The following is a 15,966-nucleotide window of genomic DNA, read 5'->3' as shown; positions in this document are numbered from 1 at the left end:
CTCGGCACGGCGGCCGGAGGGGGTCCTGGTGATCGGTGGCCGGGGTGAAGGGTGCGGCATCCGGCGCCGTCGCCTGACGAGGGGCTTGAGAATCCAGCCCAGGGCTTCATGGACTTCGGTCCGGAAGCCGCCTCCGAAGAGATACGGAGCAGGCAGACCGGGGGCGCCGAGCCGTGCAGGAGTTCGGGCAGTTCGCCGGTGCCGTGACGCTCGTTTGACGCTCTGAGCACCCGCAACCGGGACAGCGGGCCGAGAAACCGTGCCTGACCTGGCCTTTTCTGAGCCTCGCTCGGGCCGACATCCTTCCGACGACGTCGCACGTGGAGTGCGTGGCGATTCTGGAGCCTGTCGTCAAGGGGACCTGACCTGCGGCTTTCATCGGCTCCTCGATACGTACGGGTGTGCTCGACCGTTTGCCGAAGTGCGCGACGTCGAGCACGTCGTACGCTCACGAACGCCGTCTGAACTGGCCTTCCAGACCGCGCACGGGGTGGCTGCGCGGTCTGCTCCTTCCGCGGTACGAAGCGGGGCTGACGGCCTTGACGCTCGCCGAGCGCGCGGCTCGGACCGGGCCCCGTCGGCACTGCGTCCGGCCGACGCCGTGCGGCGCCCCTGGGCCGGGTCGGGTCCGGTGCAGTCGGCCATGACGGCGTTCGACCGGCCGCGTGGTGCCATCGCGTCCTACCGGCCTTGCGAAGGCGCTCCACGTTCCGGGCCTGTGGGTTTCGCCGTCCTGGCAGGGGCGGGGAGTCGCAGTGCCATCAGCCAGCCGACGAGGGCCAGCGCGGCCATAGCGGTGGCCGACACGGTCAGCGCCTGCTCACGGGCACGGGCGTTGATCCGTACCAGCCCGTCGGCCGCGGTACCGGTGAAGCCCCGTGACGTCGCTTTCGCCCGCAGGGCGTCGTCGGACACGGCGGTGATCTGGACCTGGTGCTCCACGGTCCGTGTCACCAGGTCCTTCTGGGCGGCGGACAGGACGCTGCTGTCGCTCACCCCGGCCTCGAACGCGTACAGCAGCGCTGTGGTCATGAGGGCACCGGCGAGCGCGACTCCGAACGAACTTCCGAGATAGCCGGCCGTGTAGGAGAGCCCTGTCACGTCGCTCACCTCGTCCCGCTCGGGCGCCGACTGGACGAGGTCGGTGAGTGTCGTGGCCATGCCCCGGCCGACTCCGATCAGGAGGATGCCCGGCGCGAGTGCCAGACCCACCGCCGCCACTCCCTGTGCTCGAGGACTGAACAGGACGGCGACAGCGCCGCAACCGACGCCCATGCAGACGAACGCTCCCATCGCGGCGGCGCGGTGTGTCATCCTCCCCCGCCCGATGCGCTGGGCGGTCGGCGGGGCGGCCATCATCAGCCCCAGCGAGATCGGAAGCAGCACGACTCCGCTGTGCAGCGCGCCGAATCCGAAGGTGGTCTGCAGGAAGACCGGCACCAGGAAGAGCACGCCGTTGGGCACCAGCACCAGCATCAACTGGGTCGAGATCCCGGTCCGGACGGCGTGGTTCTGCAACACCGTCACGCGGACCAGCGGGTCCCTTCCGAGCCGAACGAGACGCAGTTCCCATCCCGCGAAGCAGGCCAGGACCACCAGCCCCGTGCCCGCCAGGACGGGAACGGGTGACAGACCGCCACGCTCCAGCAGCGTGTGGCCGAGCACCACGAAGTTCTGCCGGGCCTTCAGCAGGCCGTACCGCCCCGCGAACAGGGCCGAGACGACGAGCAGAACCAGTCCTGTCGTGGACAGCAGCACCCCACGGGCATCGAAGTGCTGTCCGGGGCGTCCCGGGAACGTCCCGGCAGCGGCCGTACACCGCATGAGCCATGTCACGGTCAGGGTGATCACGGCTCCCAGGAGGAACGACATACGCCAGCTCACGTAGTTGGTGACCAGGCCGCCCAGCACGGGACCGGCCGCCGCGCCGATGCCGGAGGTCATGGCCAGCGTGGACAGCACCTTGGTCCGTACGGCCCCGGTGAAGGTTGCGGTGAGCATGGCCATGAGCGCCGGAAGCATCAACGCGACGCCGAGCCCCTGGAGCACGGACCAGCCGAACAGCACGAACGGCAGGCTCGGGGCGGAGCCGCTGATCAGCGCGCCCAGGACGAAGATTCCGCCGCCGAGGGCAAAGGTCCGCCGGTACCCGTGGCGGGTGCCGAGCTTGCTGCCGGTGATCACGAACGCGGCGACCACCAGAGCGTACAGCGAAATCGCCGACTGTACGCCGACCAGGGTCGTGTGCAGGTCCCCGACGAGCGCCGACAGGGCCACGTTCATGGCGGTGGCGGTGTAGTTGATCAGGAGGTTCTGGCCGGCGAGCAGGAAGAACAGTGTCCTGGCGGCCGACGGCGTCTCCCCTCCGACCGGTCCCCTGAACCGCCCCGCTGCGTTTCGCCTTTGCACGAATGCGTCCTGCCGTTCACTCGCTCCGCCCCGCGCGGGCCCGCTGCTCCCAGGACCGGCCTGTGTCTTCGACCCTCCGGTTCAGGGTGCCCGCCGTGCGCACCCCAGGCTCGCGGGACGCGCCAGCACAGACCCGAGCGGATGACATGGGCCGCGACCCGGCCCTCGCGGGGCTGCCGAGATGCGATCTTCGACGGGGGCGCCGATCGCTGTCGGGGCGGATGCGACCAGGACAAGGTCCATGCGCTGCTCATGCCGAGACGACGGGACGCCTGATCGGCGGCGAACATGCGTGCCGTCGAGTCCGTGCGAGTCGGTGTTGCCTCTGTCGTGACTTGTACCACCCTGTCAACCGACCGAACATTCGGTCAGCGTGCGGCGTGGCCAGTGATTCGAGCCATGCCAGGGCCTGTCGAGAGACCGGTCGACTCGACGCCGATCGGCTGACCGCGCTCATCGACGGCCTGGTCGACGTCTTCGCAGCCGACCACTGGTGGTTGTGCGGCCCCCACGGCATGGTCCTGGACGCCCAGAGGGTGCTCGCCGAACTGGGAGTGCCCCGTGACCGGGTCCACCAGTGGCTCTTCTTCGCGGGCGGGGAGCCCACCGCCGTACGCCGCCCGGAACCCCGGGCCGACGGACCGGTCGGCCAGGCGCCGTCGTCCTGGCCGGCCGCGCCACCACCTCCGCGCTCTCCCGCGAGGCGCCGGTGCCGCGCCGTGCGGCGGTCTCGTCAGGGGGAGCCGGTCGAGCCCCGGAACGCCTCCAGGATCCGTTCCGCCGCCAGGGTCGCCGTCAAGGAGCCGTCGCGCACCGCCCGTTCCAGCCCGGGCGCGACCTCGCGCACCGCCGGGTCGGCGTGCAGCCGGCCGAGCAGTTCGTCGCGGACCATCGACCACGTCCAGTCGACCTGCTGGTCCCGCCGCTTGGCGGTGAGCCGCCCGGTGGAGTCCAGCAGGGTGCGGTGCTGTTCCAGCCGCTCCCACACCAGCTCCAGGCCGGCCGACTCCCGCGCGCTGCAACTGAGCACCGGAGGCGCCCAGAACGCGTCCTTGCCGTGCATCAGCCTGAGCGCGCCCGCCAGCTCACGGGCGGCGGCGCGGGCGTCGCGCTCGTGCGGGCCGTCCGCCTTGTTCACGGCGATCACGTCGGCCAGCTCCAGGACGCCCTTCTTGATGCCCTGCAGCTGGTCGCCGGTGCGGGCCAGGGTGAGCAGCAGGAAGGAGTCGACCATGTCGGCGACCGTGGTCTCGGACTGGCCGACGCCGACGGTCTCCACCAGGACCACGTCGTAACCGGCCGCCTCCATGACGACCATCGACTCGCGGGTCGCCTTCGCCACCCCGCCCAGCGTGCCCGCGCTGGGCGAGGGCCGGACGAAGGCGTCCGGGTCGACCGCCAGGCGCTCCATCCTCGTCTTGTCGCCCAGGATGGAGCCGCCCGTGCGGGTCGAGGACGGGTCCACGGCCAGCACCGCGACCCGGTGGCCCAGCGAGGTCAGCATCGTGCCGAACGCGTCGATGAACGTCGACTTGCCGACACCCGGCACCCCGCTCACGCCGATCCGGCGCGCCCGGCCGCTGTGCGGCAGCAGCTGCGTCAGCAACTCCTGCGCCAGCGACCGGTGCTGAGGGCGGGTGGACTCCACGAGTGTGATCGCACGGGCCACGATCGCCCGCTTTCCGTCGAGCACGCCCTTCACGTAGGCGTCGAGACCGATCGGTGCCATCGACGCCCTACAGCTCGTGGCCGAGGTCGGCCGACAGCCGCTTCACGAGGTCGTACGCCGCGTCCGGGATCACCGTCCCGGGCAGGAACACCTCCGCCGCGCCCATCTCCCGGAGCGTCGGGACGTCCTGCGGCGGGATCACCCCGCCGACCACGATCATGATGTCCTCGCGGCCCTCCTCGGCGAGCTTCTCGCGCAGCGCCGGAACGAGGGTCAGATGGCCCGCGGCCAGCGAGGACACGCCGACCACGTGCACGTCCGCCTCGACCGCCTGCCGGGCGACCTCCTCCGGCGTCTGGAACAGCGGGCCGACGTCGACGTCGAAGCCGAGGTCGGCGAAGGCGGTCGCGATCACCTTCTGGCCGCGGTCGTGGCCGTCCTGGCCCATCTTGGCGACCAGGATGCGCGGCCGGCGCCCCTCGGCCTCCTCGAAGTCGTCCACCAGGGCACGCGTGCGGTCCACGGACGGGGACTGGCCTGCTTCGTTGCGGTACACGCCGGAGATCGTACGGATCTGGCCCGCGTGCCGCCCGTACACCTTCTCCAGGGCGTCCGAGATCTCGCCGACGGTCGCCTTGGCGCGGGCGGCGCGGACGGCCAGCTCCAGCAGGTTCTCCTTGCCGTCGGCGGCCCGGGTGAGCGCGTCGAGGGCGTCCCGGCAGGCCTGCTCGTCCCGCTCCTCCCGCAGCCGCCGCAGCCTCTCGATCTGCTGGGCGCGTACGGAGGAGTTGTCGACCTTGAGGACCTCGATCTGCTCGTCGTTCTCCACTCGGTACTTGTTCACGCCGATCACCGGCTGCCGGCCGGAGTCGATGCGGGCCTGCGTGCGGGCCGCCGCCTCCTCCACGCGCAGCTTGGGGATGCCTGCGTCGATGGCCTGCGCCATGCCGCCCGCCTGCTCGACCTCCTGGATGTGCGCCCACGCCTTGCGCGCGAGGTCGTACGTCAGCCGCTCCACGTACGCGCTGCCGCCCCAGGGATCGATGACCCTGGTCGTGCCCGACTCCTGCTGGATGAGCAGCTGGGTGTTGCGGGCGATGCGCGCCGAGAAGTCGGTCGGCAGGGCGAGGGCCTCGTCGAGGGCGTTGGTGTGCAGCGACTGGGTGTGGCCCTGGGTCGCGGCCATCGCCTCCACGGCCGTGCGCGTGACGTTGTTGAACACGTCCTGCGCGGTCAGCGACCAGCCCGAGGTCTGCGAATGGGTGCGCAACGACAAGGACTTGGTGTTCTGCGGCTCGAACTGGGAGACCAGCCTGGCCCACAGGAGCCGGGCCGCGCGCAGCTTGGCGATCTCCATGAAGAAGTTCATGCCGATCGCCCAGAAGAACGACAGCCGGGGCGCGAACGCGTCCACGTCCAGGCCCGCCTCCCGGCCCGCGCGGAGGTACTCCACACCGTCCGCCAGCGTGTACGCCAGCTCCAGGTCGGCCGTCGCACCCGCCTCCTGGATGTGGTAGCCCGAGATGGAGATCGAGTTGTAGCGCGGCATCCTCTGCGAGGTGTACGCGAAGATGTCGGAGATGATCCGCATCGAGGGCTTGGGCGGGTAGATGTAGGTGTTGCGGACCATGAACTCCTTGAGGATGTCGTTCTGGATGGTCCCCGCCAGCTTCTCCGGCGGCACGCCCTGCTCCTCCGCCGCCACGATGTACAGCGCCAGCACCGGCAGCACGGCGCCGTTCATCGTCATCGACACGGTCATCCTGTCCAGCGGGATGCCGTCGAACAGCTGCCGCATGTCGTAGATGGAGTCGATGGCCACGCCCGCCATGCCGACGTCACCGGTCACGCGCGGGTGGTCGCTGTCGTAACCCCGGTGCGTGGGCAGGTCGAAGGCGACCGACAGGCCCTTCTGGCCGGCCGCCAGGTTGCGCCGGTAGAAGGCGTTGGACTCCTCGGCGGTGGAGAAGCCCGCGTACTGGCGGATCGTCCAGGGCTGGTTGACGTACATCGTCGGGTAGGGGCCGCGCAGATACGGCGCGATGCCCGGATAGGTGCCCAGGAAGTCCAGGCCCTCCAGATCACGGCCGGTGTAGAGCGGCTTGACCCCGATGCCCTCCGGGGTCTCCCACAGCTGCTCTTCGCTGCCGGTCGCCCGTGCGACGGCCGCACGCCACTGATCGGCACCGCCGTCGGCGACCGGCGTCCCCAGCTCGACGCCGGAGAAGTCGGGGATTCCCATCAGGACACTCCCATGCGGTCGAGGGTCGCGGACAGGACGTCGATGGCGTCGCAGCCCGCGAAGACACAACTGTCGATACCGGCGTACTCGCCCCGGCCCGCCAAGAACACGTGCCGGGCGCCGGACGCCTTGAGCGACTTGGCGGCCTGCCCGGCCTGTTCGGCGTACAGGGCGTCGCTGGAACACAGCACGGCCTCGGTGGCGCCGCTGTCCTCGAAGGAGCCCTCGGTGACCGGTTCGACACCGCCCGCCTGGAAGAGGTTGGCGGCGAAGGTGGCGCGCGCGGTGTACTCGGCGGCCGAGCCGAGGGCCGCCAGGTAGACCCGGGGGCGGGCGCCGGTCGCGGCCAGGTGGGCGTCGGAGCGGGCGCGCAGTTCCTCGAACGCCTCGTCGCGGCGCACCCGCGGCAGCCCCCCGGACGGCGGCTCGGGCGCGCGCTCGCGCTCCACCGGCTTCTCCGCCAGCAGCGGGAACTCACTGACGCCGGTGATGGGTTCGCGCCGCTTGGCGAGCTTCTTGGAGCGCTCCGCCCAGGTCGTCGCGAGGTCGGTGCGCAGCCGGCCGGAGCGCAGGACGGCCGCCTGGCCGCCGTCGCGCTCGATCGTCCGGAAGAACTCCCAGGCCGCGTGCGCGAGTTCGTCGGTCAGTCGCTCCACGTACCAGGAGCCGCCCGCCGGGTCGATGACCCGGGCCAGGTGGGACTCCTCGATCAGGATCGTGGAGGTGTTGCGGGCGATTCGGCGCGCGAACGCGTCGGGCAGGCCGAGCGCGTGGTCGAACGGCAGGACGGTCACGGAGTCGGCGCCGCCGACCCCGGCGGCCAGCGTCGCGACCGTCGTGCGGAGCATGTTCACCCACGGGTCGCGGCGGGCCATCATCACCGGGGAGGTCACCGCGTGCTGCACCTGGGCGCCCGGGGCCCCGCACACCTCGGCGACCCGGGACCACAGCCGGCGCGCGGCCCGCAGCTTGGCGATGGTGAGGAACTGGTCGGCGGTGGCCGCGTAACGGAACTCCAGCTGTCCGGCAGCCTGTTCGATGCTCAGCCCGGCCTCGGTGAGCTGCCGCAGATAGGCCACACCGGTGCCGAGCGAGGCGCCCAGCTCCTGTGCGGCCGAGCCGCCCGCCTCGTGGTACGGCAGCGCGTCGACGGTCAGCGCGCGCAGCCCGGGGTGACGCTCGGCGCAGCGCGCGGCCAGGGCGGCGTACGGCGCGAAGTCCAGGGCGGTGCCGGTACGGGCCTCGTACCCGAGCGGGTCGCCGCCCAGATTGCCGCGTACGGTCCCGGCGTCCACGCCCTTGTCGGCGTGGAGCCGCAGCAGTGCCTCGGCGGCCTGCCCGGTGTCCCGGCCGGCGTCCAGCACGACCGGTGCGAGGTCGAGGTACACGCCCTCCAGCGCCTCGCCCAGCCGGTCGACCGGGATGCCGCCCTCGCCCAGCACGAGCCACAGCGAGGTTCCGCCGTTCTCCAGGTCGGCCAGGACGGCGCCCTCCGCGAGGGCGGTGTGCCGCTGCCGCACGTCCCAGCCGCCCACGGTGTTGCCCTCGGGGCGGCAGCCGCGCACATAGGGTGCGAAGCCCGGCAGTCCGGGGTCGGGCGCGGCGTCGCGCGCGGTGTACAGGGGGCGGGTGCGCAGCCCGTCCTCCAGCGTCGTGGACAGGGCGTCCTCAACTGCCGCGCCCGAGACTTCCTTGCCCGACTTGCGCAGCACGCCCTCCACCAGGCGTTGCCACTGCTCGTGCGTCGCGTCAGGGAACTCGGCGGCCAGTGAGAGCCCGTCGTCAGGCAGGACCGTCATGGCTCGGATGCTAGGGCAGGGCGCTCGACCACGACTAAACGAAGCCCTGTGAGGTTTCTCCTCTTGCGCGTGTGACCTGCGTCGCTCAGCTCCCGGTGGGTGCGGCGTCGGGCTCCGGAAGGTCGGGTACGAGCGCGCACACGGCCGCGCGCTGGTCGGGTCCCATGGAGTCCGCGAGGGCCTGCCGGACGGTCGCCGCGAGCAGGGCGGAGGTCTCGGCCAGCAGGTCGCGCGCCTTGTCGGTGAGGGCGACCTGGACGCCGCGCCTGTCACCGCACACGGACGTGCGGGCGACCAGACCGGCCCGCTGGAGGCAGGCGATCTGGTAGGTGAGCCGGGTCTTGGGCCGGCCGAGGAGGTCGGCGACCTGGGTCATGCGCAGCCCGGTGCGGGGCTGTTCCGCCAGCAGGCACAGGATCAGGAACTCGTCGTGGGAGACGTCGAGGGTGTCCTTCACGGCCGAGCGCAGCCGTTGCTCCACGGCACCGGTGGTGGCCAGCAGGATCATCCAGGCACGCAGCTCGGCCGGCAGCAGGCTGCCGGCCGGGGCGGGGCAGGGCAGCCGGTCGGCGAGGTGCGCGTCGGGGTCGGACATGGCTCGAGTCTACCTGTTGTCCAAATTTGGACCATGTTGGTGCCTGATTCCGGGCGAGTCGGTTGTCCAAATTTGGATAAGCGGCTAGCGTGACGACAGTCGTCCAAATTTGAACCACTCACGTCGGGAGTACGACCATGACCGTCGCCGTGCAGACAGGCACCTGGCAGCTCGACCCGGCCGCGTCCGCCGTGGGGCTGCGGCACAAGACCTTCTGGGGGCTCGTCACCGTGAAAGGCGCCTTCACCGGTGTGTCCGGCGGCGGCGAGGTGCATGCCGACGGCTCGGCCACCGGCACCGTGACCCTGGAGGCGGCCTCTTTGGACACCGGGCACGCCAAGCGGGACACGCATCTGCGCTCGGCCGACTTCTTCGACGCCGGCGAGCACCCGGAGCTCACCTTCGCCGTCCGCGCCGCCGAGCGTCTCGACGGCGACGCCGTACGGGTCACCGGTCAGCTGACCGTGTGCGGCGTCAGCAGGCCCGTGACCTTCACCGCGCGCCTGGCCGAGGCGGGCGCCGACGCGCTCACCCTGGACGCGGAGTTCACCGTGGACCGCGAGCAGTTCGGCATGGGGTGGAACCAGCTGGGCATGATGCGCGGGCTCACCACGGTGACCGCGAGCCTGCGCTTCCTGCGAACGCCTGCCTGAACCGCCCGCTCAGCCCTTCGGCGCCGCCCCGCCCTTGCCGCTCGCGTCCTTGATGCCCAGCTCGGCCCGGGTCACGTCCTTGGTGGAGAGCGTCTGCGGGGTCGCCGTGAAGGCGCGCAGCCGGATGTGCGTGTACTTCTTCGAGGGCAACGGGACTCCTCCCCTGGGCGCGCGCAGCTGGACGGTCGCCGTGGTGTGCGCGGGGATCGTGGCCGGGCCGTGCGCCAGCGACCAGTACCGGCTCATGCCCTGGCCCGTCGTCAGCATGTAGTGCGGGGTGAGCGCGGTGTCGCCGGTATTGGTCACCTTGACGCTCAGCGCCGTCAGCGTGCGCTTCGAGCCGTGGCGGTTCGCCGTGATGTCCATGCTCAGCGGCGGCTTCCCCGTCATCGCCAGGGTCGCGCTCACCAGCGCGGGCAGCACCAGCACCACCACGGCCGCCGCCAGGGCCGGCCGGCGGCGGCGGCCCGTCAGCCACCGGGGGCGCGGCTGCCACGCGTTCCGGAACTCCGACAGGGGCGCGGTGACGGCCGCCGCCAGCCACAGCGGCGTGTACATCAGGTAGTAGCCGTCCTGGGAGCGGGTCGCCAGGTAGAAGGCGCACCAGGGCAGCACGGTCGCGGCCGGGCCCAGTCGCCGTACGAACAGCACGAACAGCGCCATCAGGGCCGCGGCGAGCAGCATGCTCGCGTGGCCGTACCAGTCGAGCCGGTCGCTGCCGTGCGTGAAGTACAGGGAGACGTCGACCAGGCCCTGGCCGTGCAGCACCGCGCCCTGGGTCAGCGGCAGGGCGATGCCGTCCAGCCACGGGCCCGGCTCACTGACGACGAAGTAGGCGTTGATCAGCAGCCAGGTGGCGACGGCGATCCCGGTGATCCGCAGCACCACCCGCGCGGCCTCGCGCCCGCCGAGTTCACCGCGGCGCACGGCGTAGATCCCGGCCAGCAGGAACGGGGTGACGAACCAGGGGAGCTGCTGGGCCGCGCACGCGGCGCCGATGCACGCGGCCCGCGCGATCCCGGCGGCACCCAGCCGGCCCCCGGCGCCGAACCGCGGCCAGCGCATCACCACCGGCACCAGCAGGACCAGGCCGACGATCGCCGGGTAGCCCTGACGGGCGTACGACGGCAGGAAACTGAAGCCCAGACAGACCATCGTGGCCGCCGACCGCCACGGCGTCGGCAGCAGCCGCCACAGCACGACCGTGCCGACGATCAGGACGGCCGTCACCGCGAGCGTGGCCGGTGCGCCGGCGTGGCCGAGCCACAGGAAGGGCACGGTAAGAAGCGGCGCCAGCGGCGGATAGCCGTACGTGAAGTCGTAACCGCCGGTCGTCGTCGCCGTCAGGGCGACGCCCTTGATGCGGAAGAGCCACGGCCACGGCTGGTCGTACACCTGGTGTCCGTGCACGATCTGTTTCGCCGCCTGCGTGGTCAGGACCGCCTCGTCGCCGCCCGCGTGGTTCAGCGTCCAGGCGCACAGGGTGAGCGCGACGGCGGTCACCAGCACCACCACGTCCAGGCGGGCCAGCGAGCGAGCCCGGCGGACCGTCAGGGTGAGAACGCCGGTCACCAGGATCGAGGCGTAGCAGAGGGAGACGACCGCTGCGAGGACCAGTTTGTGCGTGGCCGCCTGCGTCCACACCGCGCGGGTGCCGATGAACAGGCTGACATCGGCGAGCAGTGTCAGCACGCGATGCCACTGCGCGGGAGCTTCGTGGATCGCCGCGCGGGCGACCGGGACGGCGGACACCGCCGACTGCGTCCGCCGGCCGACTGTCACCTGCTGTGTTTCTGCCAAGTGCACGGGAACGGACGCTATCGGGGGTGGATGTGCGACACGTGGCGCCTCGTGAAGAGGACGGTATGAGGGAGGTAAGAAGCGGGCGTATTCGCACATGTGACGCAGGTCGCTCTCGGCCATGTGGCACAGGACCGGTGGCGCAGTGTGTCGCTGTTGGGCCGAACGGGTGACATGGCGTAAGAATTGGCTGGTGCAGGCATGGAGTGCGAGTCAGGTCGGGGGGAGCCGGTGAGCCGCTACGACGTCACCGATGAGCAGTGGGAGGGGCTCGCCCAGGTCGTGCCGCTGCGGGGCCGGGACGCCTGGCCGTCGGCGGTGAACCACCGCTCGCTGCCGGACGCCGAGACCGAGACCCGGCGCCGGTTCGTGGTCCTGCGCGTCAACGTCTTCGCGGACGCCCGCGACGTGGCCGAGACCCTGATGGCGGGCGCGCCGGTCCTGCTGGACCTGACCGGCGCGGAGAACGAGGTCGCCAAGCGCGTCCTCGACTTCAGCACCGGCGTGGTCTTCGGCCTGGGCAGCGGAATGCACCGTGTCGACCGCAATGTGTTCCTCCTCACTCCACCCGGCACCGAGGTGAGCGGGTTGATGGAGGGCATGGGGGTTTCCGGGGGCTGAGCCGGGGCCTTCGGCGGTCGGGTGCGATCCTCGGGCGGTCGAGGACAGTGGGCGGCCCGGCGGTCGGGCGCGTGTCCGGTCGTCCGGGGCGCCGGTGGCGGTGCCGGAGGTGCGCGCGGGGGTGCCTCCGGGCGACGGTCGGTTCGCTGTCACTCGACCGGGTGGCCCCGGTCGCGCCGGATGCCGTCTCGACCGCCCGATCGTGGGAAGACGCCGGCGTGAAACGGTTCGGCAGGCGGGGCTCGGCCTACGGTCCGGGCATGGCCGTCCCTTCCGCGTCCGCCGCGACCGTCCCCCCGCAGTTCCGTCAGCCCTCCGATGTGCGCGCCCGGATCACCGAGTTGCGGCTGTCGGCCTTCGCCGTGCACCGGCGGGCCGGCTTCCCGCTGGGTGCCGTCACCTTGTTCGCCGGGCGCAGCGGTGCGGGCAAGACGACCGCGCTCGCGGCGTACGAGGCGCTCGCCCGGCTCGGCGGCGGGGCCTCGCTGCGCGAGGCGTTCCCGGACCCCGTGGCCTGTGTGCCGCAGCGGGCGCGTCCCGATGCGGGCGGACGCCGCGGCTTCCGGATCGGGTGTACGGCCGACGGTGCCGAGGGGCCGGTGCGGCTCGACCTCGCCGTGCAGGCCGAACCGGACCTCAGGATCGTGGGCGAGCGGCTGACCGCGGGCGGCGTGGTCCTGCTGGAGACCGCGCTGCGCGACCCCGGGCGCCGTACCGTCCAGGCCGCCTGGCACACGGCCGGCTCCGCACCGGTGACCCGTGCCCCGCTGCCGGACGACCGCCTCGGCACCGCCCTGCTGCCGTTGCGCGTGGCCGGCAAGACGGACGGGCAGCGGCAGGTGCTCGCCGCGGCCGAGCAGACGGTGGTCGCGCTGCGGTCCGTATTCCCCTGCGACCCCCGGCCCGACTGCATGCGCGGCCCCGTCCCCACCGGCTCCGGGCGGCTGCTGCCCGGCTGCGACAACCTCGCCGACGTGCTGTGGCGCACCCGGACGGAGTGCAGCCGCCGGCACGGACTGCTGGTCGACGCGCTGCGTGCGGGATGCGCGGGCCCGGTGGCCGACCTCCTCGCCGAGCCGCTGCCCGACGGCACCGTACGGGCGCTGCTCGACCGCGGCGACGGCCCGCGCACCGAACTCGCCCGGCTCGGCGACGGCGAACTCCGCTACCTCGCGCTGACGCTGGTGCTGCTGACCGGGCCCGGCGTGCTGGCCGTGGACGCCCCGGGTGAGGTGCCCGACGCGCTGCGCACCCTCACCGTCCTCGCCGACGGCTTCGATCGCGGCCTCGACCCCGTCCAGCGCCGCGAACTGCTGGGTACGGCGGCCCGGATGGGCGAGCGCGGGCACATCCGGTTCGTCGGCGCGGTGAGCGACGCCTCGTGGGCCGCCGGGACCGACGGCGTCACGGTGGTAGACCTGGACGCGTGACGGAACCTCTCGACCTCGCCCGACTCCAGCGCCGGCTCGCCGAGTTCGCGGCCGCACGGAACTGGCAGCCCTACCACACCCCCAAGAACCTCGTCGCCGCGCTCAGCGTGGAGGCCTCCGAGCTGATGGAGATCTTCCAGTGGCTGACGCCGGAGGAGTCCGGGCGGGTGATGGACGATCCCGGCACCGCGCACCGGGTCGCGGACGAGGTCGCCGACGTCCTCGCCTATCTGCTGCAGTTCTGCGAGGTCCTGGACATCGACCCGCTGGCCGCCCTGGACGCCAAGATCGACCGCAACGAAGAGCGCTTTCCCGTGCCGGGAGCGCAGAGCGGCGTCGCGCACCCCCAAGGACCGGAAGCCTGAAGTCCGATATCACTCTACGGAGTCAAATTGCCTGTCGAATCCGAATTGTTGTCCACAGATTTCGGTCTACCTCTGGCTTTTCGTCCTTGACGCCTTCACTCTGGGTAGTGGACACGGGAGTTCCGCCGGGCGTGCGAGGGGGCACGCGGAAGGACGGGGACGACGCATGGATGCGATACGGCTCATCCTCACGGGCAGGCGTGCGCTGGCCTGTGCTGCCGACGCGGGCGAGATCATGGCGGAAGTCTGGCAGGCGCAGGCACTGGCCCAGGCGATCGGCAGCAGACTCGCGGTCTCCGGCCCGCCGGAGCTGCGCGGCGAGGCGCTCGGCCTGACCGAGCTGGCGGGCCGGGGCTGCGGAGTCCTGGACCCGCCCCAGCTCGACCTGGGTGCCCTGCGCGCCGCCCAGCTCACCGAACTGGCCGACGCCCGCGAGACCCTGCTCTGCCTCGGGGGCCTGCTCGGCGAGGTCGGCATCGCTCTGGTCGGCATGGCGAGTTCGGCCGACGACGAGACGACGTACTGGCAGTGCATGGAGGCCATCGACGCGGCCGACGAGTCCCGCGACCGCGTCGTCGAGATGCTCCGCAAGCTGGCGGCGCGGGAGGAGGCATTACAGCGGGACGAGACATTACCGGGGGAGCGGACGCCCCAGCGGGACGAGACGTTGCGGGAGAACGGTCGGCAGAACAGCCCGTCGAGCGCCCTGGGCACCTGACACGACCCGCCCGCCGCACCACCACGAGGGCCGGCCGCACCGCCCGGCAGCCGGCGGCTCCGTGCCGGTCACCGGCACCTGGCGCACCCCCGCGGTGACCCGACCGACCGCCGTTCGCGGTGGCACCGAAGAGGTTGACCGGCGGTGCGGTGTGCAGGATGGATGTATGGACCTTCGAATCTTCACCGAGCCCCAGCAAGGGGCTACCTATGACACCTTGCTCGCCGTGGCGAAGGCCACCGAGGACCTCGGTTTCGATGCCTTCTTCCGTTCCGACCACTACCTCCGCATGGGCAACGTCGACGGCCTGCCCGGCCCCACGGACGCCTGGATCACCCTGGCCGGCCTGGCCCGCGAGACCCGGCGCATCCGCCTCGGCACGCTGATGACGGCAGGTACCTTCCGGCTGCCCGGTGTGCTCGCCGTCCAGGTCGCCCAGGTCGACCAGATGTCCGGCGGCCGGGTGGAGCTGGGTCTCGGCGCGGGCTGGTTCGAGGAGGAGCACCGGGCGTACGGCATCCCCTTCCCGAAGGAGAAGTTCGCCCGGCTGGAGGAACAGTTGGCGATCGTCACCGGGCTGTGGGCGACCGAGGTGGGCAAGACCTTCGACTTCCACGGCACGTACTACGACCTGACCGGATCGCCCGCGCTGCCCAAGCCCGCCCAGGGGAAGGTCCCGGTGCTCATCGGCGGCCACGGCGCGACCCGTACGCCGCGGCTGGCCGCGCAGTACGCGGACGAGTTCAACATCCCCTTCGCCTCCGTGGAGGACAGCGCGCGGCAGTTCGGCCGGGTGCGTGCGGCGGCCGAGGCGGCCGGGCGCGGCGCGGACGCGCTGACGTACTCCAATGCGCTCGTGGTCTGCGTCGGCCGGGACGACCGGGAAGTCGCCCGCCGCGCCGCCGCGATCGGCCGCGACGTGGACGAACTGAAGGCCAACGGTCTGGCCGGCTCGCCGGCCGAGGTCGTCGACAAGATCGGCCGCTACGCCGAGATCGGCTCGCAGCGGATCTATCTGCAGCTCCTGGACCTCGACGACCTGGACCACCTGGAGCTGATCTCCGCACAGGTCCTGGTGCAGCTGTCGTAGGGCACACGACGGCCCGAGAGGGCGGATCCGACCGCGCCGTGACGAAGGCCCCGTGACCGGAACCACCGCTCCGGTCACGGGGCCCGTCACTCCTCCCGCAGGCCCGTGACCGGATCGCGGGACAGGCCATGGGTGTCGTGAAGATGATCGAAGTCCTCGTCCGTCAGCCTGCTCCGGAACTGCGGCCGGGCAAGCACCTGCCGGCCGCGTTCCAGCAGTCGGCCGAACCGGCGCTCCTCCTCCAGCAACAGCCGGTGTACGGCGCCGGGGTCTCCCTTCTGCCGGAAGTGGTCGGGGGTGTGCGTGACCAACTCCTGCGGAAGGTCTCCGAGACCGCGCGAGGGATCCTCCCGCCACAGCACGGTGAGCACCCGTCGCACCAAGCGGCGCAGCACGCAGCCTCGCCCGGCGGGGGAGGCACCGGAGAACGGGACCGTGCGGCCGTCGCACCGGACAGGAGGGCGAGGATGTCAGGGGATCATCGACGGGCCGTTTCCGGTCGCCGGTGGAGGGACGTCAGGCGGCGGCAACCGGCGAGCCGGCCGCTCGCGCGGTCGCGGTGGTGTTCCGGCCGG

General features: G+C 71.9%; 12 protein-coding genes and 2 pseudogenes. 7 read left to right on the top strand and 7 right to left on the bottom strand.

The window, feature by feature from the left end:
* Nucleotides 1-681: 681 nt before the first annotated feature.
* Nucleotides 682-2,409, bottom strand: a complete 1,728-nt coding sequence (locus tag AC5WRT_RS15090; RefSeq protein WP_496100308.1) for an MFS transporter — start codon at nt 2,407-2,409, stop codon at nt 682-684.
* A gap of 419 nt (nt 2,410-2,828) precedes the next feature.
* Between AC5WRT_RS15090 and AC5WRT_RS15085 the strand changes: the two are divergent.
* Nucleotides 2,829-3,121, top strand: a pseudogene (locus tag AC5WRT_RS15085) (phenylacetic acid degradation protein); the annotation flags it as partial.
* 21 nt (nt 3,122-3,142) lie between these two features.
* On the opposite strand, the gene meaB reads toward AC5WRT_RS15085, so the two are convergent.
* From meaB to AC5WRT_RS15065, 4 genes are all read right to left on the bottom strand, one after another.
* Complete coding sequence (gene meaB / locus AC5WRT_RS15080) at nt 3,143-4,138, bottom strand: methylmalonyl Co-A mutase-associated GTPase MeaB (protein WP_496094101.1); 996 nt, start codon at nt 4,136-4,138, stop codon at nt 3,143-3,145.
* 7 nt (nt 4,139-4,145) lie between these two features.
* Nucleotides 4,146-6,320 (bottom strand): methylmalonyl-CoA mutase, encoded by a 2,175-nt coding sequence (gene scpA, locus AC5WRT_RS15075; RefSeq protein ID WP_496094102.1) that lies wholly within the window; start codon nt 6,318-6,320, stop codon nt 4,146-4,148.
* On the bottom strand, nt 6,320-8,119 hold the full coding sequence (locus AC5WRT_RS15070; protein WP_496094103.1) for a methylmalonyl-CoA mutase family protein: 1,800 nt from the start codon (nt 8,117-8,119) through the stop codon (nt 6,320-6,322). Before AC5WRT_RS15070 ends, scpA begins: the two co-directional genes overlap by 1 nt.
* 85 nt (nt 8,120-8,204) lie before the next feature.
* On the bottom strand, nt 8,205-8,714 hold the full coding sequence (locus tag AC5WRT_RS15065; RefSeq protein ID WP_496094104.1) for a MarR family winged helix-turn-helix transcriptional regulator: 510 nt from the start codon (nt 8,712-8,714) through the stop codon (nt 8,205-8,207).
* A 137-nt stretch (nt 8,715-8,851) separates the two neighbouring features.
* On the opposite strand from AC5WRT_RS15065, the gene AC5WRT_RS15060 reads away from it, so the two are divergent.
* Nucleotides 8,852-9,367: a YceI family protein gene (locus tag AC5WRT_RS15060; RefSeq protein ID WP_496094105.1), complete on the top strand. Its 516-nt coding sequence runs from the start codon at nt 8,852-8,854 to the stop codon at nt 9,365-9,367.
* A 9-nt stretch (nt 9,368-9,376) separates the two neighbouring features.
* On the opposite strand, the gene AC5WRT_RS15055 is transcribed toward AC5WRT_RS15060, so the two are convergent.
* Complete coding sequence (locus AC5WRT_RS15055) at nt 9,377-11,173, bottom strand: hypothetical protein (RefSeq protein WP_496094106.1); 1,797 nt, start codon at nt 11,171-11,173, stop codon at nt 9,377-9,379.
* Nucleotides 11,174-11,368: 195 nt separating this feature from the next.
* Between AC5WRT_RS15055 and AC5WRT_RS15050 the strand changes: the two genes are divergently transcribed.
* From AC5WRT_RS15050 to AC5WRT_RS15030, 5 genes are all read left to right on the top strand, one after another.
* The gene (locus AC5WRT_RS15050; RefSeq protein ID WP_496094107.1) at nt 11,369-11,788 is read left to right on the top strand and encodes a cell division protein SepF; all 420 of its coding nucleotides are present in this window, start codon (nt 11,369-11,371) and stop codon (nt 11,786-11,788) included.
* Nucleotides 11,789-12,048: 260 nt separating this feature from the next.
* Nucleotides 12,049-13,218: an AAA family ATPase gene (locus tag AC5WRT_RS15045; RefSeq protein ID WP_496100307.1), complete on the top strand. Its 1,170-nt coding sequence runs from the start codon at nt 12,049-12,051 to the stop codon at nt 13,216-13,218.
* Nucleotides 13,215-13,583, top strand: a complete 369-nt coding sequence (locus AC5WRT_RS15040) for a nucleotide pyrophosphohydrolase (RefSeq protein ID WP_496094109.1) — start codon at nt 13,215-13,217, stop codon at nt 13,581-13,583. Before AC5WRT_RS15045 ends, AC5WRT_RS15040 begins: the two co-directional genes overlap by 4 nt.
* 166 nt (nt 13,584-13,749) lie before the next feature.
* The gene (locus tag AC5WRT_RS15035; RefSeq protein WP_496094110.1) at nt 13,750-14,301 is read left to right on the top strand and encodes a DUF6099 family protein; all 552 of its coding nucleotides are present in this window, start codon (nt 13,750-13,752) and stop codon (nt 14,299-14,301) included.
* A 166-nt stretch (nt 14,302-14,467) separates the two neighbouring features.
* Complete coding sequence (locus tag AC5WRT_RS15030; RefSeq protein WP_496094111.1) at nt 14,468-15,391, top strand: LLM class F420-dependent oxidoreductase; 924 nt, start codon at nt 14,468-14,470, stop codon at nt 15,389-15,391.
* Nucleotides 15,392-15,477: 86 nt separating this feature from the next.
* On the opposite strand, the pseudogene AC5WRT_RS15025 reads toward AC5WRT_RS15030, so the two are convergent.
* A pseudogene (locus AC5WRT_RS15025) lies at nt 15,478-15,807 on the bottom strand (alanine--tRNA ligase-related protein); the annotation flags it as partial.
* Nucleotides 15,808-15,966: the final 159 nt, after the last annotated feature.

The sequence above is a fragment of the Streptomyces sp. NTD91 genome (genome assembly GCF_059510455.1).
This window is presented reverse-complemented; position numbering and strand designations above follow the sequence as displayed.